This is a genomic window from Variovorax sp. GW821-FHT09D05 (assembly GCF_059416325.1).
Genome location: NZ_JBWKOZ010000002.1, coordinates 166,587 through 191,360, shown reverse-complemented (window position 1 = coordinate 191,360; position 24,774 = coordinate 166,587). Strand labels below are relative to the sequence as shown.

The 24,774-nt window shown below is 64.2% G+C and carries 33 protein-coding genes; 29 read left to right on the top strand and 4 right to left on the bottom strand.

Annotation, left to right across the window (positions count from 1 at the left end):
- Positions 1 to 16: 16 nt before the first annotated feature.
- Complete coding sequence (gene hemB, locus AC07O3_RS05470; protein ID WP_495338779.1) at positions 17 to 1,030, bottom strand: porphobilinogen synthase; 1,014 nt, start codon at positions 1,028 to 1,030, stop codon at positions 17 to 19.
- Between the two features lie 340 nt (positions 1,031 to 1,370).
- Between hemB and AC07O3_RS05465 the strand changes: the two genes are divergently transcribed.
- The 23 genes from AC07O3_RS05465 (at position 1,371) to AC07O3_RS05355 (ending at position 18,424) form a co-directional block, all read left to right on the top strand.
- Complete coding sequence (locus AC07O3_RS05465; RefSeq protein WP_056522085.1) at positions 1,371 to 1,799, top strand: CopD family protein; 429 nt, start codon at positions 1,371 to 1,373, stop codon at positions 1,797 to 1,799.
- A gap of 14 nt (positions 1,800 to 1,813) precedes the next feature.
- Entirely contained in the window at positions 1,814 to 2,941 is a 1,128-nt protein-coding gene (locus tag AC07O3_RS05460) for a VanZ family protein (RefSeq protein WP_495338778.1), read from the top strand.
- A gap of 51 nt (positions 2,942 to 2,992) precedes the next feature.
- Positions 2,993 to 3,346 carry a (2Fe-2S) ferredoxin domain-containing protein gene (locus AC07O3_RS05455; RefSeq protein ID WP_093058724.1) on the top strand — a complete coding sequence of 118 codons (354 nt, stop codon included), beginning with the start codon at positions 2,993 to 2,995 and terminating at the stop codon, positions 3,344 to 3,346.
- Between the two features lie 36 nt (positions 3,347 to 3,382).
- Positions 3,383 to 4,015 carry an alpha/beta hydrolase gene (locus AC07O3_RS05450; protein WP_093058725.1) on the top strand — a complete coding sequence of 211 codons (633 nt, stop codon included), beginning with the start codon at positions 3,383 to 3,385 and terminating at the stop codon, positions 4,013 to 4,015.
- Positions 4,016 to 4,055: 40 nt separating this feature from the next.
- Positions 4,056 to 5,225 (top strand): D-alanyl-D-alanine carboxypeptidase family protein, encoded by a 1,170-nt coding sequence (locus AC07O3_RS05445; protein WP_093058726.1) that lies wholly within the window; start codon positions 4,056 to 4,058, stop codon positions 5,223 to 5,225.
- 205 nt (positions 5,226 to 5,430) lie between these two features.
- Entirely contained in the window at positions 5,431 to 5,808 is a 378-nt protein-coding gene (rpsL, locus tag AC07O3_RS05440; RefSeq protein ID WP_013543948.1) for a 30S ribosomal protein S12, read from the top strand.
- A 150-nt stretch (positions 5,809 to 5,958) separates the two neighbouring features.
- Entirely contained in the window at positions 5,959 to 6,432 is a 474-nt protein-coding gene (gene rpsG, locus AC07O3_RS05435; protein ID WP_013543947.1) for a 30S ribosomal protein S7, read from the top strand.
- A 96-nt stretch (positions 6,433 to 6,528) separates the two neighbouring features.
- A complete protein-coding gene (gene fusA, locus AC07O3_RS05430) occupies positions 6,529 to 8,628 on the top strand; it encodes an elongation factor G (protein ID WP_093058727.1) in 2,100 nt (699 codons plus the stop codon).
- A 119-nt stretch (positions 8,629 to 8,747) separates the two neighbouring features.
- Positions 8,748 to 9,941, top strand: a complete 1,194-nt coding sequence (tuf, locus tag AC07O3_RS05425) for an elongation factor Tu (RefSeq protein WP_093060175.1) — start codon at positions 8,748 to 8,750, stop codon at positions 9,939 to 9,941.
- Between the two features lie 21 nt (positions 9,942 to 9,962).
- Positions 9,963 to 10,277 (top strand): 30S ribosomal protein S10, encoded by a 315-nt coding sequence (rpsJ, locus tag AC07O3_RS05420; protein ID WP_007838118.1) that lies wholly within the window; start codon positions 9,963 to 9,965, stop codon positions 10,275 to 10,277.
- A 153-nt stretch (positions 10,278 to 10,430) separates the two neighbouring features.
- On the top strand, positions 10,431 to 12,002 hold the full coding sequence (locus AC07O3_RS05415) for a hypothetical protein (RefSeq protein WP_093057776.1): 1,572 nt from the start codon (positions 10,431 to 10,433) through the stop codon (positions 12,000 to 12,002).
- Between the two features lie 17 nt (positions 12,003 to 12,019).
- Entirely contained in the window at positions 12,020 to 12,568 is a 549-nt protein-coding gene (locus tag AC07O3_RS05410) for a hypothetical protein (RefSeq protein ID WP_495338777.1), read from the top strand.
- 237 nt (positions 12,569 to 12,805) lie between these two features.
- Positions 12,806 to 13,486, top strand: a complete 681-nt coding sequence (gene rplC, locus AC07O3_RS05405; RefSeq protein ID WP_093057774.1) for a 50S ribosomal protein L3 — start codon at positions 12,806 to 12,808, stop codon at positions 13,484 to 13,486.
- Positions 13,486 to 14,106: a 50S ribosomal protein L4 gene (rplD, locus tag AC07O3_RS05400; protein ID WP_019657681.1), complete on the top strand. Its 621-nt coding sequence runs from the start codon at positions 13,486 to 13,488 to the stop codon at positions 14,104 to 14,106. Before rplC ends, rplD begins: the two co-directional genes overlap by 1 nt.
- Positions 14,103 to 14,438, top strand: coding sequence for a 50S ribosomal protein L23 (gene rplW, locus AC07O3_RS05395; protein WP_093057773.1), 336 nt, complete (start codon positions 14,103 to 14,105; stop codon positions 14,436 to 14,438). Before rplD ends, rplW begins: the two co-directional genes overlap by 4 nt.
- 2 nt (positions 14,439 to 14,440) lie before the next feature.
- The gene (rplB, locus tag AC07O3_RS05390; protein ID WP_093057772.1) at positions 14,441 to 15,265 is read left to right on the top strand and encodes a 50S ribosomal protein L2; all 825 of its coding nucleotides are present in this window, start codon (positions 14,441 to 14,443) and stop codon (positions 15,263 to 15,265) included.
- Between the two features lie 10 nt (positions 15,266 to 15,275).
- Positions 15,276 to 15,554, top strand: a complete 279-nt coding sequence (rpsS, locus tag AC07O3_RS05385) for a 30S ribosomal protein S19 (RefSeq protein WP_007838132.1) — start codon at positions 15,276 to 15,278, stop codon at positions 15,552 to 15,554.
- A 9-nt stretch (positions 15,555 to 15,563) separates the two neighbouring features.
- Positions 15,564 to 15,896 (top strand): 50S ribosomal protein L22, encoded by a 333-nt coding sequence (gene rplV / locus AC07O3_RS05380; protein ID WP_007838134.1) that lies wholly within the window; start codon positions 15,564 to 15,566, stop codon positions 15,894 to 15,896.
- 17 nt (positions 15,897 to 15,913) lie between these two features.
- Positions 15,914 to 16,828, top strand: a complete 915-nt coding sequence (gene rpsC / locus AC07O3_RS05375; protein ID WP_093057771.1) for a 30S ribosomal protein S3 — start codon at positions 15,914 to 15,916, stop codon at positions 16,826 to 16,828.
- A 52-nt stretch (positions 16,829 to 16,880) separates the two neighbouring features.
- A complete protein-coding gene (gene rplP / locus AC07O3_RS05370) occupies positions 16,881 to 17,297 on the top strand; it encodes a 50S ribosomal protein L16 (RefSeq protein ID WP_007838137.1) in 417 nt (138 codons plus the stop codon).
- A gap of 55 nt (positions 17,298 to 17,352) precedes the next feature.
- Positions 17,353 to 17,562, top strand: coding sequence for a 50S ribosomal protein L29 (gene rpmC / locus AC07O3_RS05365; RefSeq protein ID WP_056589463.1), 210 nt, complete (start codon positions 17,353 to 17,355; stop codon positions 17,560 to 17,562).
- A gap of 9 nt (positions 17,563 to 17,571) precedes the next feature.
- The gene (gene rpsQ, locus AC07O3_RS05360; protein ID WP_015867662.1) at positions 17,572 to 17,841 is read left to right on the top strand and encodes a 30S ribosomal protein S17; all 270 of its coding nucleotides are present in this window, start codon (positions 17,572 to 17,574) and stop codon (positions 17,839 to 17,841) included.
- Between the two features lie 76 nt (positions 17,842 to 17,917).
- Positions 17,918 to 18,424: a peroxiredoxin gene (locus AC07O3_RS05355; protein WP_093079077.1), complete on the top strand. Its 507-nt coding sequence runs from the start codon at positions 17,918 to 17,920 to the stop codon at positions 18,422 to 18,424.
- Positions 18,425 to 18,437: 13 nt separating this feature from the next.
- Here AC07O3_RS05355 and AC07O3_RS05350 read toward each other — a convergent pair whose 3' ends face one another.
- Both AC07O3_RS05350 and AC07O3_RS05345 read right to left on the bottom strand, forming a co-directional pair.
- On the bottom strand, positions 18,438 to 19,025 hold the full coding sequence (locus tag AC07O3_RS05350) for a GNAT family N-acetyltransferase (RefSeq protein ID WP_093057769.1): 588 nt from the start codon (positions 19,023 to 19,025) through the stop codon (positions 18,438 to 18,440).
- Positions 19,022 to 19,732, bottom strand: a complete 711-nt coding sequence (locus AC07O3_RS05345; protein WP_495338776.1) for a cytochrome b/b6 domain-containing protein — start codon at positions 19,730 to 19,732, stop codon at positions 19,022 to 19,024. The genes AC07O3_RS05350 and AC07O3_RS05345 overlap by 4 nt, the downstream gene beginning before the upstream one ends.
- Before the next feature lie 162 nt (positions 19,733 to 19,894).
- On the opposite strand from AC07O3_RS05345, the gene AC07O3_RS05340 reads away from it, so the two are divergent.
- Positions 19,895 to 20,341: a c-type cytochrome gene (locus AC07O3_RS05340; protein WP_093057767.1), complete on the top strand. Its 447-nt coding sequence runs from the start codon at positions 19,895 to 19,897 to the stop codon at positions 20,339 to 20,341.
- A gap of 65 nt (positions 20,342 to 20,406) precedes the next feature.
- Here AC07O3_RS05340 and AC07O3_RS05335 read toward each other — a convergent pair whose 3' ends face one another.
- Positions 20,407 to 20,904 carry a TlpA disulfide reductase family protein gene (locus tag AC07O3_RS05335; RefSeq protein ID WP_093057766.1) on the bottom strand — a complete coding sequence of 166 codons (498 nt, stop codon included), beginning with the start codon at positions 20,902 to 20,904 and terminating at the stop codon, positions 20,407 to 20,409.
- A 100-nt stretch (positions 20,905 to 21,004) separates the two neighbouring features.
- Between AC07O3_RS05335 and AC07O3_RS05330 the strand changes: the two genes are divergently transcribed.
- From AC07O3_RS05330 to AC07O3_RS05310, 5 genes are all read left to right on the top strand, one after another.
- A complete protein-coding gene (locus AC07O3_RS05330; RefSeq protein ID WP_426390641.1) occupies positions 21,005 to 21,550 on the top strand; it encodes a hypothetical protein in 546 nt (181 codons plus the stop codon).
- A gap of 169 nt (positions 21,551 to 21,719) precedes the next feature.
- Positions 21,720 to 22,175, top strand: a complete 456-nt coding sequence (locus AC07O3_RS05325; protein ID WP_093057764.1) for a PTS sugar transporter subunit IIA — start codon at positions 21,720 to 21,722, stop codon at positions 22,173 to 22,175.
- The gene (locus AC07O3_RS05320) at positions 22,144 to 22,413 is read left to right on the top strand and encodes an HPr family phosphocarrier protein (protein WP_093057763.1); all 270 of its coding nucleotides are present in this window, start codon (positions 22,144 to 22,146) and stop codon (positions 22,411 to 22,413) included. Before AC07O3_RS05325 ends, AC07O3_RS05320 begins: the two co-directional genes overlap by 32 nt.
- 10 nt (positions 22,414 to 22,423) lie before the next feature.
- On the top strand, positions 22,424 to 24,226 hold the full coding sequence (ptsP, locus tag AC07O3_RS05315) for a phosphoenolpyruvate--protein phosphotransferase (protein WP_093057762.1): 1,803 nt from the start codon (positions 22,424 to 22,426) through the stop codon (positions 24,224 to 24,226).
- 133 nt (positions 24,227 to 24,359) lie between these two features.
- The gene (locus AC07O3_RS05310; protein ID WP_495338775.1) at positions 24,360 to 24,734 is read left to right on the top strand and encodes a DUF4148 domain-containing protein; all 375 of its coding nucleotides are present in this window, start codon (positions 24,360 to 24,362) and stop codon (positions 24,732 to 24,734) included.
- The last annotated feature ends 40 nt before the right edge of the window (positions 24,735 to 24,774 follow it).

Sequence of the window (24,774 nt, the reverse complement as noted above, 5' to 3'; positions counted from 1 at the left end):
CCGTGCTGGTGCGCCGTTATTTCTGCAGCAGCCGCGCGGCGTCGAGCGCGAAATAGGTCAGCACGCCATCGGCGCCGGCGCGCTTGAAGGCCAGCAGGCCTTCGAGCACCACGGCGTCGTGGTCGAGCCAGCCGTTCTGGGCGGCGGCCTTGAGCATCGCGTATTCGCCGCTCACCTGGTAGGCGAAGGTCGGAACATGGAACTGGTCCTTCACGCGGCGCACGATGTCGAGGTAGGGCATGCCGGGCTTCACCATCACCATGTCGGCGCCTTCGGCGATGTCGATGGCGACTTCGCGCAGGGCCTCGTCGCTGTTGCCAGGGTCCATCTGGTAGACCTTCTTGTTGCTCTTGCCGAGCGTGGCGGCCGAGCCCACGGCGTCGCGGAAGGGGCCGTAGAAGGCGCTGGCGTACTTGGCGCTGTAGGCCATGATGCGCGTGTGAATGTCGCCGTGGGCTTCGAGCGCGGTGCGGATGGCGCCGATGCGGCCGTCCATCATGTCACTCGGCGCCACAATGTCCACGCCGGCCTGCGATTGTGTGAGCGCCTGCTTCACAAGCACTTCGACGGTCGCGTCGTTGAGGATGTAGCCGGTGTCGTCGAGCAGGCCGTCCTGGCCGTGGCTGGTGTAGGGGTCGAGGGCAACGTCGGTCATCACGCCCAGCTCGGGGAAGCGCGCCTTGAGGGCGGCCACCACGCGGGGAATCAGCCCGTCGGGGTTGAAGGCTTCGCGGCCATCGGGCGTCTTGAGGCTGGCGTCGATCACTGGGAACAGCGCCATCACCGGGATGCCGGCCGCCACGCACCGCTCGGCCACGGGCAGCAATTGGTCGAGGCTCAGGCGGTCCACGCCGGGCATCGAGGGGACGGCATCGCGACGTTTCTCGCCTTCCTGAACGAACACCGGGTAGATCAGGTCATTGACCGTCAGCGCGTGTTCTCGTACCAGATTGCGGGTGAAAGCGTCGCGGCGCAGGCGCCGCGGCCGCCCGGCGGGGAACATGGCCAGAGGGGAAGATGATGACGTCATATATACAAAATTGTGCCTGAAGCGATCTTTCACAGACCTTCTCTCCGAGTGTCCAGTTGTCTGACAACTACGGAAATTCGTAGAACCAAGGTACTCAAATTTTTGCTTCAAATGTCAAAGAAAGTGCCTCAGTCGCTTGAAACCTTGTTTCGTCTTTGTTAAATTCTGAAGCGGGCGGCTTGCCGCTCCCCGCTTTTCCTCCCTGAGCGGGTGCCTTGATGTGTGACAGCAAAAGGGCTTCCCAGCCCGACGTGAAGACGTCGGGCTTTTTTTTGCCCGTCGTACAGGGGCATCGCCGCAAAAGAGGGGTCGGCGAGAGGGGCGCCACTAAACTGCCGCCATGCTCTGGGTCAAATCTCTTCACATCGTCTTCATTGCAAGCTGGTTCGCGGGGTTGTTCTACCTACCCCGGATCTTCGTCAATCTGGCGATGGTGCCGCCCGAGTCGGTGGCCGAGCGGGAGCGGCTGCTGTTGATGGCACGCAAGCTCATGCGATTCACGACTTTCCTGGCGGTTCCCGCGCTCGGCTTCGGCCTGTGGCTCTGGCTGGGTTATGGCATCGGGCGCGGCCCGGGCAACGGGTGGATGCACGCCAAGCTGGCGCTGGTGCTGGTGGCCATCGGCTATCACCACGGCTGCGGCGTGCTGCTGCGCCGTTTCGTGGCGGGCGAGAACCGGCGCAACGACCGCTGGTTCCGCTGGTTCAACGAGCTGCCGGTGCTGCTGCTGCTGGGCATCGTGATCCTGGTGGTCGTCAAGCCGTTCTGAGCCCGGTGCACACGGTGGAGAGGCCGCACAAGTCCGCCGCGCTCCCCCTGGCGCTCGCGTACGCGGCGCTGATCGTCTACGCCAGTCTCTATCCGTTCGCCGACTGGCGCGACCAGGGGATCGCGCCGTGGGCCTACTTGTCGGCGCCCTGGCCCAAGTACTGGACGGGCTTCGATTTCGCTATCAACGTGGTGGGCTACGTGCCCTTCGGCTTCCTGTGCGCCCTGGCGGTGCTGCGTACGCGCCCGGCCACCAGCGTCTGGCATGCGGTGCTGCGCGCCACCGTGGCGGGAGCGGCAATCTCGTTCGCCATGGAGACGCTGCAGAGCTACCTGCCCGCGCGCATTCCCTCCAACGTGGACCTGGGGTTCAACACGGCGGGTGCGGTCCTTGGTGCCGTGCTGGCGGCGGGGCTGGAGCGGCTGGGTGCGGTTGCGCACTGGAGCCGCGCGCGTTCGCAGTGGTTCACCGAGGACTCGCGCGGCGCGCTGGTGCTGCTCGCGCTGTGGCCTTTTGCGCTGCTGTTCCCGGCGGCCGTCACCTTCGGGCTGGGGCAGGTGTTCGAGCGGCTCGAAGTGGCGATCTCCGAATGGCTGCTCGACACACCCTTCATCGACTGGCTGCCGCTGCGGCAGTTCGAGCTCGAGCCGCTGGTGCCGGCGGTGGAACTGCTGTGCGTGATGCTCGGCGCGCTGGTGCCGTGCCTGCTGGGCTATCTGGTGGCGCGCTCCGTGGTCCAGCGCGCGGTGCTGCTGCCGCTGACGCTGCTGGCCGGCATCGCGGCCTCGGCGCTGTCGGCGGCATTGAGCTATGGGCCCGAGCACGCATGGGCGTGGCTGGGCCTGCCTGTGCAGGTCGGCATGGCCGCGGCGTTCTTTGCTGGTGTGCTGTTGCTGTTCGCGCCGCGCCGCTTGTGTGCGGCGCTGCTGCTGGTGGGGCTCGTGCTGCAGCTGAGCTTGCTGAACCAGGCGCCCGAGAGCGCGTACTTCGCGCAGACGCTGGCTACCTGGGAGCAGGGGCGCTTCATCCGCTTCCATGGGCTGGCGCAGTGGCTGGGCTGGACCTGGCCCTTCGCGGTGCTGGCGTATGTGGTGGTCGCTCTGTCGCGCCGAGGCCGGCCCAATGCCGCTGCGACGGCCTGAACGTTTGAAGGTATCGACACGGGGCCAAGGGGCGGTCACTAAAATCTGCCGATGCCCAGTTCCTCCCCCGCCGCGCCGTCCGGCTATTACGGCCGCCACATCTTCTTCTGCCTCAACGAGCGCAAGAACGGCGAAGACTCCTGCTCCATGCACAACGCGCAGGAAGGCTTCGACCGCTGCAAGGCGAAGGTCAAGGAAGCGGGGCTATCCGGGCCCGGCAAGGTGCGCGTCAACAAGGCCGGCTGCCTCGACCGCTGCGCCGGCGGGCCGGTGGCGGTGGTGTACCCCGAGGCCGTCTGGTACACCTTCGTCGATGGCGATGACATCGACGAGATCGTCGAGTCGCACCTGAAGAACGGCCAGGTCGTCGAGCGGCTGCTGCTGCCTCCCGATGTCGGACGCTGAACTTTTCCGCCGACCCTCCGCTCGTACCTTGCGCCAATGAATTCCCAGACCGAAAAGATCAGCCTCCAGGGCGCCGCCGGCGCAATCGAGGTTCAACGCGACCAGCCTGCCGGCACCCCGCGCGGTATCGCAGTAATCGCCCATCCGCATCCGCTGTTCGGCGGCACGATGGACAACAAGGTGGTGCAGACGCTGGCACGCGCATTCGTCGCCAGCGGGTGGACCACGGTGCGCTTCAACTTCCGCGGCGTGGGCGCCAGCGAAGGCGTGCACGACGAAGGGCGTGGCGAGCTGGAAGACATGCTGAATGTCGTCGGCCAGCTCGCGCCCGAGGGGCCGCTGGCGATCGCCGGATTTTCCTTCGGCGCGTTCGTTGCGACCGGTGCCGCCGCAAAGCTCTGGACCGAACGCGACATCCGCCAGATCGTGCTGGTAGGTACGGCCGCCGCGCGCAACACCGTGGCCACGCTGCCGGCCGAGGCGCACGAGCGCATGCTGGTGGTTCATGGCGAAGCCGACGACACCGTGCCGCTGTCCGCCGTGATGGACTGGGCGCGGCCGCAGTCACTTCCTGTCACAGTCGTCCCCGGGGGCGGCCACTTCTTTCACGGACAATTGCCGCTGCTCAAAAGTCTCGTGGTCCGCCATCTGCGCGCGGACATCGCTTGAAAGCCTCGCAGGCTTGTTTTCGTCTCTTTCCAAACTCCCCATGAATCGTTTTCTTGGCGCGCTCCGCGCGCTGGTCTTTACCGCCGCCGCATCCGTCAGCCTGATCGCCGCCGCCCAGGTGCCGGCTCCGCCTGAAATCGCCGCGCGCAGCTACCTGCTGCTCGACGTGACCGCGAACCAGATCCTGGCCCAGAAGGACATCGACAGCCCGGTCGAGCCGGCTTCGCTCACGAAGCTGATGTCCGCCTACCTGGTGTTCGATGCGCTGCGCACCAAGAAGATCACGCTGACCCAGACGCTGCCGGTCAGCCCGCGCGCCTGGAAGATGCCCGGTTCGCGCATGTTCATCGACCCCAAGATGCAGGTGCCGGTGGAAGACCTGATCAAGGGCCTGATCGTGCAGTCGGGCAACGACGCCACGGTGGCGCTGGCCGAAGGCGTGGGCGGCACGGTCGAGCACTTCGTCGAGATGATGAATGCCCAGGCCAAGGCGCTGGGCATGAAGAACACGAGCTACAAGAACCCCGAAGGCCTGACGGCGCCCGGCCACACCACCACGGCCCGCGACCTGAGCATTCTGGCGACCCGCCTGGTGCGCGACTTCCCCGAGGAAGCCAAGTACTATGCGATCAAGAAGTACCGCTACCCGGGCACCCCGTCGACCAACGACACCAATCGCAATCTGCTGCTGTTCCGCGACCCGACCGTCGACGGCCTGAAGACCGGGCACACCGAGGCGGCCGGCTACTGCATGATCGCTACCGCCAAGCGCGATTTCCCCAACCTGACCGGCGGCCGCCGCCTGCTGTCGATCGTGCTGGGAACCACGGGCGAGACCGTGCGCGCCAATGAGTCGCAGAAGCTGCTGAACTGGGGTTACACGGCCTACGACGCCGTTCGCCTGTTCGACGCCGGCCAGCCGGCCGCCACTCCGGCCGTCTGGAAGGGCAAGGCGAACACGCTGAAGCTGGGCCGCCCGGAAGCCATCGTGGTCGCGGTGCCGGCCGGTACCGCCAGCAAGATCAAGACCCAGGTGTCGCGCCCCGATCCGCTGGTGGCGCCGTTCACCAAGTACCAGGCCGTCGGCTCGCTCAAGGTCACCCTGGACGACCAGCCGGTCGCCGACGTGCCCCTGGTCGCCCTGGAAGCCGTCGAGCAGGCAGGGATATTCGGCCGCGCATGGGATGCCGTGCGACTCTGGATCAAGTAAGTCCGCAGGGGTGACAAGGCGGTTGGCAGCTCTCCGCTGCGGCTGACCTTGCCGTTTCAGACTCGTTTGCTATACTCGTGGGCTTTTCGGAAATTTCCGAAGGGTTTCACGTTTTCGTTATTCCCGGCTTCCTTGCCTTGCGTCACGTCAAGGACCAAGGGCGGTTTTGCAACCAGGGCCGGGTTGTTTTGGGACTAATTCATTCATGCCAACCATCAATCAACTGGTGCGTCAGGGTCGAACGGTCGAAAAGATCAATTCGAAGAGCCCTGCCATGCAGAACTCGCCGCAACGTCGCGGTGTCTGCACCCGCGTCTACACCACGACGCCCAAGAAGCCCAACTCGGCGCTTCGTAAAGTTGCCAAGGTCCGTCTGACCAATGGCTTCGAAGTCATCTCCTACATCGGCGGCGAAGGCCACAACCTGCAGGAACACAGCGTCGTGCTGGTTCGCGGCGGTCGTGTCAAGGACTTGCCCGGTGTGCGTTACCACATCGTGCGCGGTTCGCTCGACCTGCAAGGCGTGAAAGACCGCAAGCAGTCGCGTTCCAAGTACGGCGCGAAGCGTCCCAAGAAGGCTTAAGCCTTCCTGTCGTCAAAAAACAAACGGTGTTCGGTTGCCTTGGCGGGCACATCGAACGAAGTGACCCACTGTCGGGTCGAGTAAGTGAGAGTCCTGACTGGCTCTCGCGGTGCCGGAAACGGTGCCAACTGAAGCAAAGAGGTTAGAAAAATGCCACGTCGTCGCGAAGTCCCCAAACGTGAAATCCTGCCGGATCCCAAGTACGGCAATGTCGAGCTGTCCAAATTCATGAACGTGATCATGGAAGGCGGCAAGAAGGCGATCGCCGAGCGCATCATTTACGGTGCTCTCGACTTCATCGAAAAGAAGAACCCGGACAAGGACCCCCTCGAAGCTTTCACCGTTGCCATCAACAACGTGAAGCCGATGGTCGAAGTGAAGTCGCGCCGCGTTGGCGGTGCGAACTATCAAGTGCCGGTCGAAGTCCGTCCTGTCCGTCGCCTCGCCCTGTCGATGCGCTGGATCAAGGAAGCTGCCCGCAAGCGCGGTGAAAAGTCGATGGCCCTGCGTCTGGCCAACGAACTGATGGAAGCTACGGAAGGCCGTGGCGGCGCCATGAAGAAGCGCGACGAAGTGCACCGCATGGCAGAAGCCAACCGGGCGTTCAGCCACTTCCGCTTCTAAAAATCAAACTTCGCTTGGGCGTTGGGTGCTGAGTGTCGGGCGTTGTGCCCGTGCTCGGGGCCCAGCGCTCAACGCATTTCAACCCGAAAGTAAATCATGTCCCGCAAGACCCCCATCGAGCGCTACCGCAACATCGGCATCTCCGCGCACATCGACGCTGGCAAGACCACGACGACCGAACGTATCCTGTTCTACACCGGTGTGAACCACAAGATCGGTGAAGTGCACGACGGCGCCGCCACGATGGACTGGATGGAGCAAGAGCAAGAGCGCGGTATCACGATCACGTCCGCTGCCACCACCTGCTTCTGGAAGGGCATGGCTGGCAAGTTCGACGAACACCGCATCAACATCATCGACACCCCCGGCCACGTGGACTTCACCATTGAAGTCGAGCGCTCGATGCGCGTGCTGGACGGCGCTGTCATGGTGTACGACGCCGTCGGCGGCGTGCAGCCCCAGTCGGAAACCGTCTGGCGCCAGGCCAACAAGTACAAGGTTCCGCGTCTCGCGTTCGTCAACAAGATGGACCGCACCGGCGCCGACTTCCTGCGCGTGCGCCAGATGATGGTGGACCGCCTGAAGGCCAACCCCGTCGTGATCCAGATCCCGATCGGTGCCGAAGAGCACTTCCAGGGCATCGTCGACCTCGTGAAGATGAAGGCGATCATCTGGGACGAAGACAAGGGCGTGACGTTCCAGTACGGCGAGATCCCCGCCAACCTGGTCGATGTCTGCAACGAATACCGCGAAAAGCTCGTCGAAGCGGCTGCCGAAGCCAGCGAAGAGCTGATGAACAAGTACCTCGAAGGCGGCGAGCTGAGCGAGGAAGAAATCAAGAAGGCCATTCGCCAACGCACCATCGCTGGCGAAATCCAGCCGATGCTGTGCGGCTCGGCCTTCAAGAACAAGGGCGTGCAAGCCATGCTCGACGCCGTCGTCGAATACATGCCCGCGCCGACCGACATTCCCCCGGTCAACGGCCTGGACGAAGACGAAGCGCCTGTCATCCGCAAGGCTGACGACAACGAGAAGTTCTCGGCCCTGGCATTCAAGCTGATGACCGACCCGTTCGTGGGCCAGTTGACCTTCGTGCGCGTCTACTCCGGCGTGCTGACCAAGGGCGACAGCGTCTACAACCCGGTTCGCGGCAAGAAGGAACGTATCGGCCGTATCGTGCAGATGCACGCCAACAACCGCGAAGAAGTCAACGAAATCCGCGCTGGCGACATCGCTGCCTGCGTGGGCCTGAAGGAAGTCACCACGGGCGAAACCCTGTGCGACCCGACGGCGATCGTGACGCTCGAGCGCATGGTGTTCCCGGAATCGGTGATCTCGCAGGCCGTCGAGCCGAAGACCAAGGCCGACCAGGAAAAGATGGGCATCGCCCTGCAACGCCTGGCTCAGGAAGATCCTTCGTTCCGCGTCAAGACCGACGAAGAATCGGGCCAGACCATCATCGCCGGCATGGGCGAGCTCCACCTTGAAATCATCGTGGACCGCATGAAGCGCGAATTCGGCGTGGAAGCCAACGTGGGCAAGCCGCAAGTGGCTTACCGCGAAACGATCCGCAAGACCGTCGAAGAAGCCGAAGGCAAGTTCGTTCGCCAGTCGGGCGGCAAGGGCCAGTACGGTCACGTCATCCTGAAGCTCGAGCCGCAAGAGGCTGGCAAGGGCTTCGAATTCGTCGACGCCATCAAGGGCGGTGTGGTTCCTCGCGAATACATCCCCGCGGTGGAAAAGGGCGTCGTGGAAGCGCTGACGCAAGGCGTGCTGGCGGGCTACCCCGTCGTGGACGTCAAGGTCACGCTGCACTTCGGTTCGTACCACGACGTGGACTCGAACGAAATGGCGTTCAAGATGGCCGCGATCTTCGGCTTCAAGGAAGGCGCCCGCAAGGCCAACCCCGTGATCCTCGAGCCGATGATGGCCGTGGAAGTCGAAACGCCTGAAGACTACGCCGGCAACGTGATGGGCGACCTGTCGTCCCGCCGCGGCATGGTGCAGGGCATGGACGACATGGTCGGTGGCGGCAAGGCCATCAAGGCCGAAGTGCCGCTGTCGGAAATGTTCGGCTACTCGACCACGCTGCGCTCGATGTCGCAAGGCCGCGCAACGTACACGATGGAGTTCAAGCACTACGCCGAAGCTCCCCGTAACGTCGCCGAAGCCATCGTGGCCGCCCGCGCCAAGTAAGTATTCAATTTCGAATCTGTCTGCGACCGTGTGCCCCTCGCTGCCCGTGGCGAGGGAACCAGCAATGCGGTGCAGACATAAAACCCAATCACGGGCACTGCTCTTTCAAGGATTGAAAAATGGCAAAAGGTAAATTCACCCGCACCAAGCCGCACGTGAACGTGGGCACGATTGGTCACGTTGACCACGGCAAGACGACGCTGACGGCTGCGATCGCGACGGTTCTGTCGGCCAAGTTCGGCGGCGAAGCCAAGGCCTACGACCAGATCGACGCTGCGCCTGAAGAAAAGGCCCGCGGCATCACGATCAACACCGCGCACGTCGAGTACGAAACGGCCAACCGCCACTACGCACACGTCGACTGCCCCGGCCACGCCGACTACGTGAAGAACATGATCACCGGCGCTGCCCAGATGGACGGCGCCATCCTGGTGTGCTCGGCCGCTGACGGCCCGATGCCCCAGACCCGTGAACACATCCTGCTGGCTCGCCAGGTGGGCGTGGGCTACATCATCGTGTTCCTGAACAAGTGCGACATGGTCGACGACAAGGAACTGCTCGAGCTGGTCGAAATGGAAGTTCGCGAACTCCTCGACAAGTACGAATTCCCCGGCGACGACACCCCGATCATCCATGGCTCGGCCAAGCTCGCCCTGGAAGGCGACAAGGGCGAACTGGGCGAAGGCGCCATCATGAAGCTGGCCGAAGCCCTGGACACGTACATCCCGACGCCCGAGCGCGCCGTGGACGGCACGTTCCTGATGCCCGTGGAAGACGTGTTCTCGATCTCGGGTCGCGGCACGGTGGTGACCGGCGCTGTCGAGCGCGGTGTGATCAAGGTTGGTGAAGAAATCGAAATCGTGGGCATCCGCCCGACGGTCAAGACCACCTGCACCGGCGTGGAAATGTTCCGCAAGCTGCTGGACCAAGGCCAGGCTGGCGACAACGTCGGCGTGCTGCTGCGCGGCACGAAGCGCGAAGAAGTCGAGCGCGGCCAAGTGCTGTGCAAGCCCGGCTCGATCAAGCCGCACACGCACTTCACCGCCGAGGTGTACGTTCTGTCGAAGGACGAAGGCGGCCGTCACACGCCGTTCTTCAACAACTACCGTCCGCAGTTCTACTTCCGCACGACGGACGTGACCGGCGCGATCGAGCTGCCCAAGGACAAGGAAATGGTCATGCCTGGCGACAACGTCAGCATCACCGTCAAGCTGATCAACCCGATCGCGATGGAAGAAGGCCTGCGCTTCGCCATCCGTGAAGGCGGCCGTACCGTGGGTTCGGGCGTCGTGGCCAAGATCCTCGACATCTAAGCCGGACGCAAAGGAATCACCATGGCTACCAAGCAAAAAATCCGCATCCGCCTGAAGGCATTCGACTACAAGCTGATCGACCAGTCGGCAGCCGAGATCGTCGACACCGCCAAGCGCACCGGCGCGATCGTCAAGGGCCCCGTGCCCCTGCCGACCCGCATGAAGCGTTTCGACATCCTGCGTTCGCCGCACGTCAACAAGACGTCGCGCGACCAGCTGGAAATCCGCACGCACCAGCGCCTGATGGACATCGTCGACCCGACCGACAAGACCGTGGACGCGCTGATGAAGCTCGACCTGCCGGCCGGCGTGGACGTCGAGATCAAGCTGCAGTAATCCGTTCGACCTCGCGTCGCGGTTATTTGCGAAGCCCGCCTGCAGAAATGCAGGCGGGCTTTGTGCTTTATGTCGCGCAGATGTGGCATCCTCGCCGGACGACAGCCTCCCTCCATCGAGGCGTCGGACAGCTGAAACGAGGGCAGCACAGCTATGAGACAAAGCATCTCTTTTGCGTCGGGTTTGGTGGCTTGCATCGCGGCGGCGTTGCTGACCGCATGTGGCGGCGGTGGGGGAGGAGGCGGTGGCGGCATTCCCTTGCTGCCCGTGCTTCCGACGACGCCAGTTGCCCTGAGTGGCACGGCCACTTACGAGTCGGTACCCAATCCCAGTGGCCGCCTCGTGTATTCCGATATCTCGGTCAAACCGGTGCGTGGTGCTTTTGTCGAAGTACTCGACGCCACCAGTGGCAGCCAACTGGCCACGACTTCCACCGATGACAACGGCGCCTACTCGGCGAGCGTTCCGTCAAACGCGAACGTCGTTGTCCGCGTGCGCGCTCAACTGACCCGCACTGGCGCGCTTCCGAGTTGGGACGTCACCGTGCGTGATAACACGCAGTCGAACGCGATCTATTCCATGCAGTCGTCGGCATTCTCCACCGGCACCGCGGCGCTCACCCGCGACCTGCGCGCCGGCAGCGGATGGGGCGGATCGAGCTACACCAGCCAGCGTGTGTCCGGGCCGTTCGCCGTGATGGACACGGTCTACACCGCGATGCAGAAAGTGCTGTCGGTGGCTCCGGCGACGGCGTTTCCGTCGCTGAAGGTGTTCTGGAGTGTCAACAACACCAACTCCGGCGGCAGCATCGCGCTGGGCCAGATTGGCACCACGTTCTTCATCGGAAGGAGTTCGGGTGCCGAAATCTACGTGCTCGGCAAGGAAGATGTGGATACCGACGAATTCGACGCGCCCGTGATCGCGCACGAATGGGGGCACTACTACCAGGCCTCCTTCAGCCGCGACGATTCGCCGGGCGGCGCGCACTCCACGAGTGAACTCATTGACCGCCGCCTCGCTTTCTCCGAAGGATGGGGCAACGGCTGGTCGGGCATTGCGTTGGGGCGCAGCAACTATGTCGATTCGGGTGGCCCTGGCCAGGCCCAGGGCGGCAGCCTCGATCTCACGCAGGGGCCGGCGACCAACCGAGGATGGTTCCGCGAATCCTCGATTCAGTCGATCTTCTGGAATCTGAATCAGCAGGTCGGTTTCAAGCCGATCCACGACACGATGACGGGGGCGCTATTCAGGAGCGGTGCGCCGGTCACGTCGATTCATCCGTTCGCCGTGGCATTCAACGCGACAGCGCAGGGCAGTGCATCCACGCTGGCCGCGTTGCTCACGGGGCAGAGCATCACGGTCAATGATGCCTACGGCGCGGGGGAGGGCAATGATGGCGGCGTGTCGATCGCGTTGCCGATGTACAAGCAGGCAGTGGTCGGTACGGCCACTTCGGCCTGTGTGACGAACGCTGCGGATCCTCAGCGTGACGGAAACAAGCTCGGAAGCTTCGCGTACCTGCGTTTCACGGCGCCCACCAACCGTGGTTACCAGTTCACGATCTCCCCGCCGGGGGGCGCTAATCCCAACTACGCAATCTATCGAGGTGGCGTGGTGAGCCGAAACACCAGTTCGGTCAACCTGTCGGCTGGCGACTATGTTCTGGTTGTCAACGATCTCAACAATTCCGCCACCAGCACCTGCTTCGGCGTGATCATTCAGTAGCAGCGAGGAAGGCCGCCATGAACCTCCGTTCCAGTTCGACGATTGCCGCTGTGGTATGCTTGACGCTAGCCGCCGCGTCGGCGCCGGTCTTTGCAGATGGCGTGCCGGCGCCCCGCACCGCGAAGCACGCAGCCTCGTCCCGCAATGCTGCGCCTATGACGGTCGCGGCACGCAAGCCCAACGATTCCGGTGTCGTGATCCAGTTCAGGGTAGAGGGCACGCCCCAGGTCGGCCGGCCGGTTTCTGTCGTTCTGCAGTTCGACGGCGTGAGCGATCCGGCAGGTGCCACCGCACGCCTGACGACCGATGCCGGCCTGACCCTGACCACAAGCAGCAGCCTGGCCCTTCCCGCCGGCCAGCGTACGACCGCCACCGCCACGGTGACGAGCGACCGCGAAGGTCTCGCCTATCTGAACGTCTTTGTTATGCAGAACGGCGCCATGAGCATCGTCGCCATCCCCGTGCAGACCGGCTCGGCCGCCCCGGCCATGAAGGCTGCAGGCGAGATGAAGTCGTCCGCGGAAGGCGAAAAAATCATCTCACTGCCGGCCAAAGAGCCGAAATAAGCCGCGAAAGACCCCGGAAACGGGGCTTCGGCGCCCTCAAAACGGCCACAACTGCAGTGCTTGCGCGGAGCCCGCATCGCGGGCTATAATCGTTGGCTCTGCCCTTGCTGCGTCTGCATTGGGTGTCGTTCTGGCAGAGATTTATCAACCTTCTTGCGCTGTCGGGGAAGCCCGGCAAACGCTGTCGCCAATTGAAGTGGCAGCGGCGTAGGGAGTTTCCATTTTTGGAGAAAACAAATGAGTCTGAGCAACTCCCTCGGGTTGCTGGGCCGCAAGGTGGGGATGATGCGTCTCTTCACCGATGACGGGGACGCAGTTCCTGTCACGGTGGTGGATGTGTCCAACAACCGTGTGACCCAGATCAAGTCCCAAGAGACCGATGGCTACGTCGCCCTGCAGGTGACGTTCGGTTCGCGCAAAGCATCGCGCGTGACCAAGCCCGAAGCCGGCCACCTCGCCAAGGCAGGTGTCGAAGCAGGCGAAATCATCCAGGAATTCCGCGTTACCGCCGATACCGCTGGTCAGCACAAGGCTGGCGGCGTGATTGCTGTGACGAGCGTCTTCTCCGTGGGCCAGAAGGTGGACGTGCAAGGCACTTCCATCGGCAAGGGCTACGCTGGCACGATCAAGCGTCACAACATGAGCTCGCAACGCGCGTCGCACGGTAACAGCCGTTCGCACAACGTTCCCGGCTCGATCGGTATGGCACAAGACCCCGGTCGCGTGTTCCCCGGCAAGCGCATGACGGGCCACCTCGGCGACGTCACCCGCACGACGCAAAACCTCGACGTGTTCCGCATCGACGAAGCACGTCAACTGCTGCTCATCAAGGGCGCGATTCCGGGTTCGAAGGGTGGCTTCGTCACCGTGCGTCCCGCCGTCAAGGCCAAGCCGCAAGCGGCCCAAGGAGCGAAGTAATGGAACTCGAACTCCTGAACGAACAAGGCCAGGCCGCGTCGAAGTACGACGCCCCCGAGACCGTGTTCGGCCGTGACTACAACGAAGACCTGGTTCACCAGATCGTCGTTGCATTCCAGGCCAACGCACGCCAAGGCACGCGCGCCCAGAAGGACCGCGAACAGGTCAAGCACTCGACCAAGAAGCCTTTCAAGCAAAAGGGAACGGGCCGCGCCCGTGCCGGTATGACGTCCTCGCCGCTGTGGCGCGGGGGTGGCCGGATTTTCCCGAACATGCCTGACGAAAACTTCTCGCAGAAGATCAACAAGAAGATGTATCGCGCCGGCATGGCGTCCATCTTCTCGCAGCTGGCTCGCGAAGGCCGTCTGGCCGTGGTCGATTCGATCAAGGTCGACTCGCCCAAGACCAAGCCGCTGGCAGCCCGTTTCAAGGCGATGAATCTCGAGTCCGTGCTCGTGATCGCCGAAGAAGTCGACGAAAACCTGTACCTTGCCTCGCGCAATCTGGTCAACGTTCTCGTGGTCGAACCCCGCTACGCCGATCCGGTGTCGCTGGTTCACTACAAGAAGGTGCTGGTCACCAAGGGTGCCGTCGACAAGCTCAAGGAGATGTTCGCATGAGCCGCGTGAACCCTACCGCCGCTGAACGTACGTTCGAAGAAGGCCGCCTGATGGCGGTGCTGGTCGCCCCGATCGTGTCCGAAAAGGCAACGATGGTCGGCGAGAAGTCGAACGCTGTCACTTTCAAGGTGCTGCAAGACGCCACCAAGCCCGAGATCAAGGCCGCTGTCGAACTGATGTTCAAGGTCGAAGTCCAGGGCGTGTCGGTGCTCAACACCAAGGGCAAGACCAAGCGCTTTGGCAAGTCCATCGGCCGCCGCGACAACGTTCGCAAGGCCTATGTGACGCTGAAGGCCGGTCAAGAGCTCAACCTCGTCGGGGAAGGCGCTTAATCATGGCCGTCATCAAGATGAAACCCACTTCGCCGGGCCAACGCGGCGCGGTGAAGATCTCGCGTGACCACCTGTTCAAGGGTGCTCCTCACGCAGCCCTGCTGGAACCCCAGTTCCAGAAGGCCGGCCGTAACAACAACGGTCACATCACGATCCGTCACCGTGGCGGTGGTTCCAAGCACCACTACCGCGTTGTCGACTTCGTGCGCAACAAGGACGGCATCCCGGCCAAGGTCGAACGCATCGAGTACGACCCGAACCGCACCGCCCACATCGCTCTGGTCTGCTACGCCGACGGCGAGCGCCGCTACATCATCGCCCCGCGCGGTCTTGAAGCCGGTGCAACGCTGCTGTCGGGCGCCGAAGCCCCGATCCGCGCCGGCAACACCCTGCCGATCCGCAACATCCCGGTCGGCTCGACGATCCACTGCATCGAACTGCAACCCGGCAAGGGCGCGCAGATCGCACGTTCGGCCGGTACGTCGGCCACGCTGCTGGCCCGTGAAGGCGTTTACGCCCAGGTCCGCATGCGTTCGGGCGAAGTCCGCCGCATTCACATCGAATGCCGCGCGACGATCGGCGAAGTTGCCAACGAAGAGCACAGCCTGCGCCAGCTCGGCAAGGCAGGCGCCAAGCGCTGGAAGGGTATTCGCCCGACCGTTCGCGGCGTCGTGATGAACCCGGTCGACCACCCGCACGGTGGCGGCGAAGGCAAGACTGGCGAAGGCCGCCATCCTGTCGACCCATGGGGCAATCTGACCAAGGGCTATCGCACCCGTAACAACAAGCGCACGCAGGTCTTCATCGTGTCGCGTCGCAAGAAGTAAGGGATAGCCAATGACTCGCTCTCTCAAAAAGGGTCCTTTCGTCGACCACCACCTCGTGGCCAAGGCCGACAAGGCCGTGACGACCAAGGACAAGAAGCCGATCAAGACCTGGTCGCGCCGCTCGATGGTCCTGCCCGAATTCATCGGTCTGACCATCGCTGTGCACAACGGCAAGCAACACGTGCCCGTGTACATCACCGACCAGATGGTCGGCCACAAGCTCGGCGAATTTGCGCTCACGCGCACGTTCAAGGGGCACCCCGCGGACAAAAAAGTCCAGAAGAAATAAGGAACGACCATGTCTGAAACACGTGCAGTCCTCCGCGGTGTCCGCCTGTCGGTCGACAAGGGCCGTCTGGTCGCGGATCTCATCCGCGGCAAGAAGGTCGATCAAGCGCTCAACGTTCTGCAGTTCACGCAGAAAAAGGCCGCTGTGATCATCAAGAAGGTGCTCGAGTCGGCAATTGCCAACGCCGAGCACAACGACGGTGCCGACATCGACGAGCTGAAGGTCAAGACCATCTACGTCGAGCAAGGTGCAACGCTCAAGCGCTTCACGGCGCGGGCCAAGGGTCGCGGCAATCGCATCAGCAAGCCCACGTGCCATGTGTACGTGACGGTTGGCAACTAAGAAGGCCTGGAAGAAATATGGGACAGAAAATCCACCCAACCGGGTTCCGCCTTGCGGTCACCCGTAACTGGTCCAGCCGTTGGTACGCAAGCGACCGCGATTTCGCGGGCATGCTGGCCGAAGACATCAAGGTTCGCGAATACCTGAAGAAGAAGCTGAAGAACGCTTCGGTCTCGCGCGTCATGATCGAGCGTCCCGCCAAGAACGCACGCATCACGATCTACTCGGCACGTCCGGGCGTCGTGATCGGCAAGAAGGGCGAAGACATCGAGAACCTCAAGCGCGAACTGGGCAAGCAGCTCGGCGTGCCGGTTGCGGTCAACATCGAAGAAGTGCGCAAGCCCGAAATCGATGCGCAGCTGATCGCCGACAGCATCACGCAGCAGCTCGAAAAGCGGATCATGTTCCGCCGCGCCATGAAGCGCGCCATGCAAAACGCCATGCGTCTGGGTGCCCTGGGCATCAAGATCATGTCGGCTGGCCGCCTGAACGGCATCGAAATCGCACGTACCGAGTGGTACCGCGAAGGCCGCGTGCCGCTTCACACTCTGCGCGCCGACATCGACTACGGCACCTCGGAAGCCAAGACCACCTACGGCGTCATCGGCGTCAAGGTCTGGGTCTACAAGGGCGACACGCTGGGTCGTAACGACCTGCCGGCCGTCGAAACGCCGCGTCCTGAAGAAGAACGTCGTCCGCGCGGTCCGCGCCGTGATGGCCGCCCTGGTGGCGACCGTCCGGGCAGCGACCGTCGTGGTCCCGGCCCGCGTGCCGGTGCCCGTGGCCCGATCGGTGGCAACACCGCCCCGGCCGATGGCAGCGACAAGCCCGCAGAAGCAACCGGCGGTGCCGGTGCAGACTCGAAACCCGCCGTTAAGCGCGTCCGCAAAGCCGCGCCCGCTGCAGCAGCGGACGGTGCCAAGACCGAGTAATCGGTCGCTCCCGGGCACGCAAGTGCCTGGGGCCCTCACGGAGTAACAAAACATGCTGCAACCTGCACGCAGAAAGTTCCGCAAGGAACAAAAGGGCCGCAACACCGGCATCGCAACCACGGGTAACTCGGTTGCGTTCGGTGACTTCGGTCTCAAATGCACCGACCGCGGCCGCCTCACGGCGCGCCAGATCGAAGCCGCTCGTCGCGCGATTTCGCGTCACGTGAAGCGCGGTGGTCGTATCTGGATCCGCGTGTTCCCGGACAAGCCAATCTCTACCAAGCCCGCTGAAGTGCGGATGGGTAACGGTAAGGGCAACCCCGAGTACTACGTCGCTGAAATCCAGCCTGGCAAGATCGTGTTCGAGATCGTCGGCGTGCCCGAAGAACTCGCCCGCGAAGCGTTCCGCCTGGCCGCCGCCAAGCTTCCGCTGCGTACGACGTTCGTCGCTCGCCAGCTCGGCGCCTGAGAGGAGAACATCCATGGCAACACGTAAGAAAAAAGAAACCGCGGCTCCGGCCAAGGTGACGAAGGCCGCAACCCTGCGCACGAAGGACGTCGCAGGCCTGCAAGCCGAAATCAAGGATCTGCAGAAGGCCCATTTCGGCCTGCGCATGCAGAAAGCCACGCAACAGCTGTCGAACACCTCGACGCTGCGCGTCACGCGTCGCGACATCGCACGCGCCAAGACCATTCTTGCTCAGAAGCAGCAAGAAACCCCCGCCGCCAAGTAAGGAGTGAACATGACGGAAGCTAAAAAATCCCTCAAGCGCACCTTGATCGGCAAGGTGGTCAGCGACAAGCGTGCCAAGACCGTGACCGTGCTGGTCGAGCGCCGTGTGAAGCACGAGCTCTACGGCAAGATCGTGGCCAAGACGAGCAAGTACCACGCCCATGACGAAAAGGGCGAGTACAAGCTGGGCGACACCATCGAGATCACGGAAAGCCGTCCGATCTCGAAGACCAAGAACTGGGTCGTGACCCGTCTGGTCGAGAAGGCCGTTCTGGTCTGATCATCCCCGGCTCGATACAGCCCATCTAGAAACGGCCCACAATGTGGGCCGTTTTTCTTTTTCAGGAGCACATTCAATGATCAAAGTCGGCGACACCCTTCCTTCGGCCACCCTGCAGGAATATTCCGAGGTCGAGGGCGAAGGCTGCAGCATCGGCCCGAACGCCGTGGACGTGAGCAAGGCTTCGGCGGGCAAGACCATCGCGCTGTTCGCGTTGCCCGGTGCCTTCACGCCCACCTGCTCGGCCAAGCATGTGCCGGGCTACGTGCAGCACTTCGACGACTTCAAGGCCGCCGGCGTGGACGAGATCTGGTGCGTGAGCGTGAACGACGCCTTCGTGATGGGCGCCTGGGCGCGCGACCAGAAGACCGGCGCCAAGGTGCGCATGCTGGCCGACGGCAGCGCCGATTTCGCCAAGGCCACTGGCCTCACGCTCGACCTGACCGGGCGTGGCATGGGCCTTCGCAGCAACCGCTATTCGATGCTCGTGAAGGACGGCAAGGTCGCGACGCTGAACGTCGAGGCACCGGGCAAGTTCGAAGTCAGCGACGCCGACACGCTGCTGGCCCAGGCCCGCGGCTGATCGGGCGCTTCGGTCAGAGATCTACTTTGAGGTAGTGGGCCCCGGCGACGGGGTTGTGATAGTAGGGCGGCACCTCCGCGAAGCCCAGGTCTTCGTAGAGGGCCCGCGCCGACTCCATGTCGTCGAGAGTGTCGAGCAGCACGCAGCCGTATCCCGCGCTGCGTGCGGCATCGATGATCGCCTCGGCCAGTTGACGGCCCAGGCCAAGGCCGCGGAACCCGGGGCGTACGTACAGGCGCTTCATTTCCGCGGCGTTTGCGTAGTCCGCGCTGTCGAGCGGCCGCAGCGCGCAGCACCCCGCCACATGCGCCAGCGTGCCGTCGGCACGTTGCAGCGTCGGCGCCTGGCGCCCGGCGTCTTCCGACACATTGACCGGATCGACCAGCGCCAACAACAGCGTGCCGCGTGGCTCGGCGTATTCGCCCGGCAGCTGCGCCAGCTCGCTGTCGAAATCCTGAAAGTCCAGATCGATGCCCAGCGAACCCGCGTAGTCGCTGAAGATCGCGCGCGCGGCCTCGATCTCGTGCGCCTCTTCGGGCGTGAGCAGCACGACAGCCGGCATCGCCGACAGTGGCAGGGGGCGTGACACAGAGAAGCTCATACGCGCAACGAAGAAACCCAATAAGCCACGCCCGCGCACAGCGCGAACAACACCAGCGCAAGCCAGCGCGAGGCCGCGTCGTCGCGGCTTGGCGCTACCTGCCCGCTCTCTGCGGAAACCAGCTTGTCGCCCGTCACCATCGGCCGCACCAGGCGATGCCGCTTGACGAGCACGTAGAACAACACCGCCAGCACATGCAGGCTCACAAGTGCGATCACGGCCCACTTGCCCTGCGCCTTGTGCCAACCCGTGGCCAGGCTCACGACCTCGCCCGAGACGAAACGAGTGAGCGGCCCCGACGCCGAGATTTCGTCGTCCGCCATCAGCCCGGTAGCGACCTGCAACGCCAGGATCGCCAGCACCGCAAACACTGACAGCGCGCCCAGCGGCGTGTGCCCGATCAGATGGTCCGGATGGGCCCGTCCGCGCAGGTACGCCACGACCGACCCCGGCCCGTAGACGAAGGCCGCAAAGCGCGACCAGCGCCCGCCGACGAAGCCCCAGAGCAGCCGGAACAGCAGCAGCGAAAGCACCGTGTACCCAAGGCGGAAGTGCCATTCCATGACGCCGCCCAGGCCGGTGCAGATCATGCCGATGACGGCGATGGCCAGCGCCCAGTGGAAAAGGCGCGTCGGCAGGTCCCAGACCCGCGTGCGGGCACCGGGGCCGGAGGCCGCGCGAAAGGCGGCCACGGAGGAGTCGGTCATCGAAGAAGGCGCCAAGGGGGCGCAATGCTGCGGAAGGCGCAGATTAGCAAAGTCCGGGCCTCCGTCTGCTTCGGGTTGTTGCTATGCGCTGGACACGGGCCGCCCCTACACTCGCCGGCAGTGCCGCATTCGACGGCGCTTTCCCCACAACGAGGACCCACGATGACCAGACTAGCTTCGTTCGCCCTTGCAGCCGCCTGCGCTGCCATGTCTCTTCCCGCCGCCGCCCAGTTTGCCAAGCCCGAGGACTCCATCAAGTACCGCCAGAGCGCGCTGTTCGTGATGAGCCAGCATTTCGCTCGCCTCGGCGCCATGGCCAACGGCCGTGCGCCCTACGACGCCAGCGTTGCCGCGGCCAATGCCGAAGTGGTCGCCGACATGGCGAAGCTGCCCTGGGCCGGCTTTGGTGCCGGCACCGAGGGCGGCAAGGCCAAGCCCGAAGTCTGGAAGGAAGACGCCAAGTTCAAGGAGCGCCAGCAGAAGCTGATGGAAGAAACCGGCAAGCTGGTGACCGCTGCCAAGGCCGGCAACCTCGACGCGCTCAAGGCCCAGTTCGGCCCGACTGCCGCGAGCTGCAAGGCCTGCCACGACAGCTTCCGCAACCAATAAGCAAGCCGCTTCGCCAAAACAAAAGGCGCTCTTTCGGAGCGCCTTTTCGTTGGGAAGACCGGAGATCAGGCTTCGGCCAGCAGCTTTTCGATCAATTTGTGCAGTTCGGCGAAGTCCGGCTCGCCCACATAGCGCTTCACGATCTCGCCGCGCTTGTTGACCAGATAGGTGGTCGGCGTGAGTTTCACGTCGCCCCAGGCCTGCGCCACGCTGCCGGTGTTGTCGATCGCCACCTTGAACGGCAGCTTGCGCGTCTGGGCGAAATTGACGACGTAGCTCGGCGGGTCGTAGCTCATGGCCACGGCCAGCGTGTCGTAGCCCTGCGCCTTGTATTTGTCATAGGTGGCGATGACCTTGGGCATCTCGCCGACGCAGGTCACGCAGCTTGTGGCCCAGAAGTTGACCAGAGTGACCTTGCCCTTCAGGTCCGCCGTGCTCTTTTGCGTGCCGTCGAGCAGCACGAAGGTCGAGGCCGGCGCGGCAGTGGCGCCGGAGCCGAGGTACACGCCCACGCCGGTGGCCAATGCGATGACGACGGCGGCAGCGGCGATGTATTTTTTCATGGCTTCAAGCAAGAGAAGGGCGGCGCGATTTTAGTTCCGCGTGCCGGATCGTGCTGGCGGCGTTCCGGTGGTCCTCGCGCAGTTCGATAATCGCTGCCCCATGCCGTCGTCGCCCGCTTTCTCTTCTTCCTGGCTGGCGCTGGCCGCGGCAGCCCTGCTCGCAGCCTGCAGCCCTACTTTCAACTGGCGCGAAGTGCCGGTCGCCGAATCGGGCCTGATCGCGCTGCTGCCCTGCAAGCCGGACCGCGCAAGCCGCGCCCTGCCGCTGGGCGCCGAATCGGTGCAGGTCGACATGGCGGGTTGCGAAGCCGGCGGCGCGACCTTCGCCATCGCGCATGCCTCCGCCAAAGGCCCCGAACAGGCCGAGGCCTGGCTCAACGCATGGCGCGCTGCCACGCGCGGCCAGCTGGGGGAAGCGCAGCAGATGACGCAAGCCCCCGCCAGCGTGCAGCGCGCGACCGCCACACCCGCCCCGTTGCGGCTCGATGCCCAGCCAAAGCAGCAGGGCGCCGCGCCGGTACAGGTGCTCTGGTTCGCCCAGTCGCAAAAAGACGGCACCGTGGCGCTTTACCAAGCCACCGTGCTGGGCAAGCCTTCCTCGGCCGAAGCGTCGAAGACATTCTTCGAGGGCCTGCGGCTTCCGTGAACGATCGCACCATTCGCTATTGTTTTGATAGTGCCTCCCGCGACAGGTGTGGACACACGGCTGTCTCATTTCGCGCGGCGTTGTCTGTTTTTCGGGGCTGCTGCGTTATGTCGTATATCTACTTCCCCTGGGCGCCCCCGCATAATCGACGAGTCGTCCTCCGTCCCGCATGAACAGCATCCTCATCATCGCCCACTCACCGTTCGCACACGCGCTGCGGCAGTGCGCGCTGCATGTGTTTCCCGATTGCGAGCAGGCCATCGTCGCGCTCGACGTGCTGCCCAACGTGTCGCCCGAAGAAACGCTGGCGGCCGCGCGCATCACCCTTGCGCAGCAGCTGCACACGCCGCGCTCGCAGGTGCTGGTGCTGGCAGACGTGTTCGGCGCCACGCCCTGCAACGTGGCGCAGAAGCTGGTGGACGGCGTCCGGTCGCGGCTGGTGGCGGGGGTCAATCTTCCGATGCTGCTGCGCGCCGTCACCTACCGGCATGAGCCTCTGGAGACGCTGGTGCAGCGCGCCCTCGCGGGCGGCACCGCGGGCGTCATGCAGGTGGCGGTGGCGGCTCCCCAGAATCAGGCAAAAAGAAAGCACAGTGATCAAGAAATCCGTGACCATCAGCAATAAGCTGGGCCTGCACGCACGCGCATCGGCCAAGCTGACCAAGCTCGCAGGCAGCTTTCCCTGCGAGGTGTGGCTCTCCCGCGGCGACCGTCGCATCAATGCCAAGAGCATCATGGGCGTGATGATGCTGGCCGCCGGCATCGGCTCGACCGTCGAGCTCGAGACCAACGGTGCGCAGGAAGAAGAAGCGATGAACGCCATCGTCCAGCTCATGGACGACAAGTTCGGCGAAGGCGAGTAAGGACCGTCCCATGACCTTCGCAGTCCACGGCCTCCCTGTTGCCCGTGGCATTGCCATCGGGCGCGCAGTGATGGTGGTGTCGAGCCGCATCGACGTGGCCCACTACTTCATCAAGCCCGAAGAGATCGAGACCGAGATCGACCGTGTGCGCACCGCGCGCAACGCGGTGGCCGACGAGCTCGCCAAGCTGCAGGCCAACGTCGCGCTGATGGGCCCCAACGACGCGCCGCACGAACTCGCGGCGCTGCTCGAGGTGCACCAGATGCTGCTGCAGGACGAGGCCTTGAGCGGCGGCGTCAAGCACTGGATCAGCGAGCGGCTCTACAACGCCGAATGGGCGCTGACCACGCAGCTCGAAATCATCGCGCGCCAGTTCGACGAGATGGAGGACGAGTACCTGCGCGAGCGCAAGGCCGACCTCGAACAGGTGGTCGAGCGCCTGCTGCACCGCATGAAGGGCACGGCCGCCGTGCTGGCGCCGAGCCCGCCGCGCCGCAAGCGCGCCGCCGCCTCGGACGACGACAACGACGACCCCACCGCGGGCGACGGCATCGACGTGCCGCTGGTGCTCATCGCGCACGACCTCTCGCCGGCCGACATGCTGCAGTTCAAGAAGAGCGTGTTCGCCGGCTTCGTCACCGACGTCGGCGGGCGCACCTCGCACACTGCCATCGTCGCGCGCAGCATGGACATTCCGGCCGTGGTCGGCGCGCGCACCGCGAGCCAGCTGGTGCGCCAGGACGACTGGGTCATCATCGACGGCGACGCCGGCGTGGTGATCGTCGATCCGTCTCCGATCATCCTGGCCGAGTACGGCTTCAAGCAGCGCCAGGGCGATCTCGAGCGCGGCCGGCTCGCGCGGCTGCGCCACAAGCCGGCCATCACGCTCGACGGCCAGCGCGTCGAGCTGCTCGCCAACATCGAGATGCCCGAAGACACCGTGGGCGCCGTCAAGGCCGGCGCCGTGGGCGTGGGCCTGTTCCGCAGCGAATTCCTCTTCATGGGCCGCGAGTCGACCACGCGCCAGACCCGCCTGCCCGACGAAGAAGAGCAGTACCAGGCCTACAAGCGCGCGGTCGAGGGCATGCAGGGCATGCCCGTCACCATCCGCACCATCGACGTGGGGGCAGACAAGCCGCTCGACAGCAAGTCGGCCAACAAGCAGGAGCACCTGAACCCCGCGCTCGGCCTGCGCGCCATTCGCTGGAGCCTGGCCGACCCGGCGATGTTCCTCACGCAGCTGCGCGCCATCCTGCGCGCGGCTGCGCACGGCGAGATCCACCTGCTGATCCCCATGCTCGCGCACGCGAGCGAGATCCGCCAGACGCTGTCGCTGATCGACTTCGCGCGCACCGAGCTCGACAACCGCGGCGCGGTGCACGGCCCGGTGAAGCTCGGCGCCATGATCGAGATTCCCGCAGCGGCGCTCACGCTGCGCATCTTCCTGAAGCACTTCGACTTCCTGTCGATCGGCACCAACGACCTGATCCAGTACACGCTGGCCATCGACCGCGCCGACGAATCGGTGGCGCACCTCTACGACCCTGCGCACCCGGCGGTGCTGCGCCTGGTGGCCGACACCATTGCCGAGTGCCGTCGCCAGGGCAAGGGCGTGGCCGTGTGCGGCGAGATGGCGGGCGACGTGGCCTTCACGCGCCTGCTGCTGGGCCTGGGTCTGCGCAGCTTCTCGATGCACCCCTCGCGCATTCTTGCGGTCAAGCAGGAAGTGCTGCGCGCCGACACCAGCAAGCTCGAGGCATGGGCCAAGAGCGTGCTCGAGTCCGACGACCCTGCCGCCGTGATGGCGGGTTGAGCGTACTTTTCACTCACCCCGGCGGGTGAGTGAAAAGAAACGATACACGCCGAAACTGCGGCGAAAGGACTTGCGGGAACCCTGCAAGCACGATCAGGCCTCCTCTTCCAACCCTGAAAGAAAGGCCTGCATCATGAAATCTCTCTCCCTGACCCAGATCATTGCCGTCGGCTCGTTCGCCATGCTCGCAGCAGCCGGCGCCAAGGCTGAAAGCTACGAGGGCGTGCAGCCCTCCGTGTCAGCCAAGAGCCGCGCCGACGTCAGCGCCGAAGCCGTGAGCACTGCATCGGCACCCAACCAGAACGTGGTGCGCGGTTCGCGCGGCGCCGAGACCATGGCCGTGTCGACCGAGCGCGGTCGCATCGTCGCCGAAGCCGTGCGCGCCACCGCTGCGCCCGACCAGAACGTGTCGGCCAGCTCGCGCGTGAACAGCCAGGTCATCTCGACGATGCAGAACCCCGTCGACGCGCGCGCCTCGGCTGCCAACGCCAAGAGCAGCCGCCTGTAAGCCGTCTGGTTCGCCTCCACGCGTGTCGCAATAAAACGAA